Here is a 2,674-nt window from a genome sequence, read left to right on the forward strand (position 1 = left end):
TTCGCGGCGCTGCTGGGCGGCCTCGTGCTGATCGCCCTGTGGGTGGTGCGGCGGATTTCGGCGCGCCGGCTGAGGATCGTGCGGCAACTGCCGGCGTTTCTCGACGGCATGGTGCGGCTCGTCACGCCCGGCAACAGCGTGCCGGCCGCGGTCCAGGGCGCGTGCGGCACCACCGAGATGCCGCAGCGGCCCTGTGTCGACCGGTGGTCGCGGCGGCGGCGCGGCGCTGGTGGTGACGCTCGCGCTGCTCGCCAGCATCAACGGCGGCTGGGTGGCGTTCTTCGCGGCGCTGCTGGGCGGCCTCGTGCTGATCGCCCTGTGGGTGGTGCGGCGGATTTCGGCGCGCCGGCTGAGGATCGTGCGGCAACTGCCGGCGTTTCTCGACGGCATGGTGCGGCTCGTCACGCTCGGCAACAGCGTGCCGGCCGCGTTCCAGGGCGCGCTCGGCACCACCGAGATGCCGCTGCGGCTCTGTCTCGACCAGGTGTCGCGCATGTTGCGCTCGGGCGTCGAGGTCGATCGCGCGATGGTGCATATCGCCCGGGAATACCGGATCCGCGAGTTCGAGCTGGTGGGTTCGGTGCTGCGCCTGTCGGTGAAGTACGGCGGCCGCGCCGATGTGATGCTGGAGCGCATGGCGACGTTCATGCGCGACTTCGAGGCGGCCGAGCGCGAGCTGCGCGCGATGTCGGCGGAAACGCGGCTGTCCACCTGGGTGCTGGGCTCGCTGCCGATCGCGGTCGGCAGCTTCGTGATCGCGACCAATCCGAAATATTTCACGTCGATGTGGATGAACGATACGGGGCGCCTCGTGTTGTACGTGGCCTTCGCGCTGCAGGCGCTGGGGGTGTTCCTGCTGTATCGAATGGCCCGGCTCAAGTAGGGGGCGGCATGGATGCGAATCGTCTGGGAGCATTGGCGCTGTTGCTGGGCGCGCTCGGGATGCTGTTGCTCGCCGGGGTGGCGATCGTGCGCATGCTGTTCGCGCAGCGCAGCGACCGCGTGCTGGCGAAGGCGCTCGATCAGCGCGTGGCCGCCGGCCGCGCCGCGGCCGAGCGCGCGAGCGGCGCGGCCGATCCGAAGCAGGCCGGCGCGGCGCAGTTGAAAGGGTTCGCGGCATGGCGCGCGCACGTGGAGCGGGTCGGCATCCGCTGGCTCGACACCGGCCTCGGCAAGCAGCTCGTGGCCGACGAGGATCGCGCGATGCTCGATCAGTGCGGTTATGCCGACGCGCGCTCGCGCGGCCTGTTCCTGATGGCGCGGATCGTCGGCGTGACGGTGCTGGTGCTGGCGTCGCTGCCGTTCGTGCTGCACAAGTCCGCATCCACGTGGATGGCCGCGATGTTCTTCGCGGTGGCGGCCGGCTACATGCTGCCGAAGATCTACGTGCGCCGCCGCGCCCGCTCGCGCCGCGAAAGCGTGGGCGAGGAGATGCCGCTGTTCGTCGACATGCTGCGCCTGCTGCAGGGCGTCGGCCTGTCGCTCGACCAGAGCATGCAGGTCATCTCGAACGATTTCAGAACCATGCTGCCGGTGCTGTCGTGGGAACTGGGCGTGGCCCAGCGCCAATTCGCGGCGGGCCGCACGCGCGAGCAATCGCTGGCGCGCCTGACGCACAGCTTCGACAACGAGGATCTGCGGTCCATCGTGCAGTTGCTGATCCAGGTGGACAAGCACGGCGGCGCGGTGCAGGAGCCGTTGCGGCTGTTCGGCGACCGGCTGCGCGAGGGCCGGCGCGCGACGCTGCGCGAACGGATCGGCCGGTTGACGGTGAAGATGACGGGCGTGATGGTCGTGACGCTGCTGCCCGCGCTGCTGATCGTGACGGCCGGCCCCGGCATCATGACGGTCGTCAGCGCGCTGGCGGCCATGCGGCATTGAGCGCACTACGGCCAAGGAGCGAAGCACAATGAAACGAATCCAAGGGCGCATCGCGCTGGCAGGCCTGCTGGCGGCGCTGCTGACGAGCGGCTGCTCGTTGTTCAAGGATGCGAACTACGGCGTCGGCGCGCAGGCCGAGCGGGCCGCGATGATGCAGGCCGCCGCCGACAAGACCGATCCGCCGGACACGCCGGGCATGTATCTGGGCCTGATCGACCGGATGCAGCAGCAGGGGCTGTACTACGCGTCGCTGGCGCATATCGATCAGTACGAAAAGCAATACGGCTCGACGCCCGACACCAAGCTGCTGCGCGCCGACGCGTTGCGCGCGACCTCGCAGTACGACGCGAGCGAGCAGGTCTACACGCAACTGCTGAACACGTCGGCCGCGCCGCGGGCGTACCGGGGCCTCGGCCTGATCGCGGGCGCGCGCGGCGATTTCGCGCGCGCCGCCGCGCTACTGACGCAGGCGAGCGAACTGGCGCCGACCGATGCCTCGATGCTGTCCGATCTCGCGTACGCGCGCATGCGCGCGGGCGACTTGGCCGCCGCGCGCGTGCCGCTGATGAAGGCCGCCGAGCTCGATCAGAAGAATCCGAAGACGTTCGGCAACGTCGCGCTGTTCCTGGTCGCCACCGGGCATCTGACCGAGGCTGGCGGGCTGATGGATCAGCAGAAGATGACGCCGCTGGTGCGCGCCGAAATTCGCGACGACGCGGCGCGCGTGACGGCCGCGCAGCGCACGCGCCAACTGACGGTGGTGCCGCCCGCCGCGCCGGCGCTCGCGCAGAAC

The 2,674-nt window shown here is 70.1% G+C and carries 2 protein-coding genes and 1 pseudogene; all 3 read left to right on the plus strand.

Translation table 11 applies throughout. The features are described from left to right. Nucleotides 1-244: 244 nt before the first annotated feature. Nucleotides 245-883 (plus strand): annotated as a pseudogene (locus G3N92_RS32870) (type II secretion system F family protein); the annotation flags it as partial. An 8-nt stretch (nt 884-891) separates the two neighbouring features. Beyond that, on the plus strand, nt 892-1,881 hold the full coding sequence (locus tag G3N92_RS32875) for a type II secretion system F family protein (RefSeq protein WP_206131688.1): 990 nt from the start codon (nt 892-894) through the stop codon (nt 1,879-1,881). Nucleotides 1,882-1,909: 28 nt separating this feature from the next. After that, nucleotides 1,910-2,674, plus strand: a 765-nt coding sequence (locus tag G3N92_RS32880) for a tetratricopeptide repeat protein (protein ID WP_206131689.1), incomplete at its 3' end; no start/stop codon positions are given.

It is taken from the genome of Burkholderia sp. Ac-20379 (assembly GCF_017104645.1).
GTDB lineage: Bacteria > Pseudomonadota > Gammaproteobacteria > Burkholderiales > Burkholderiaceae > Burkholderia.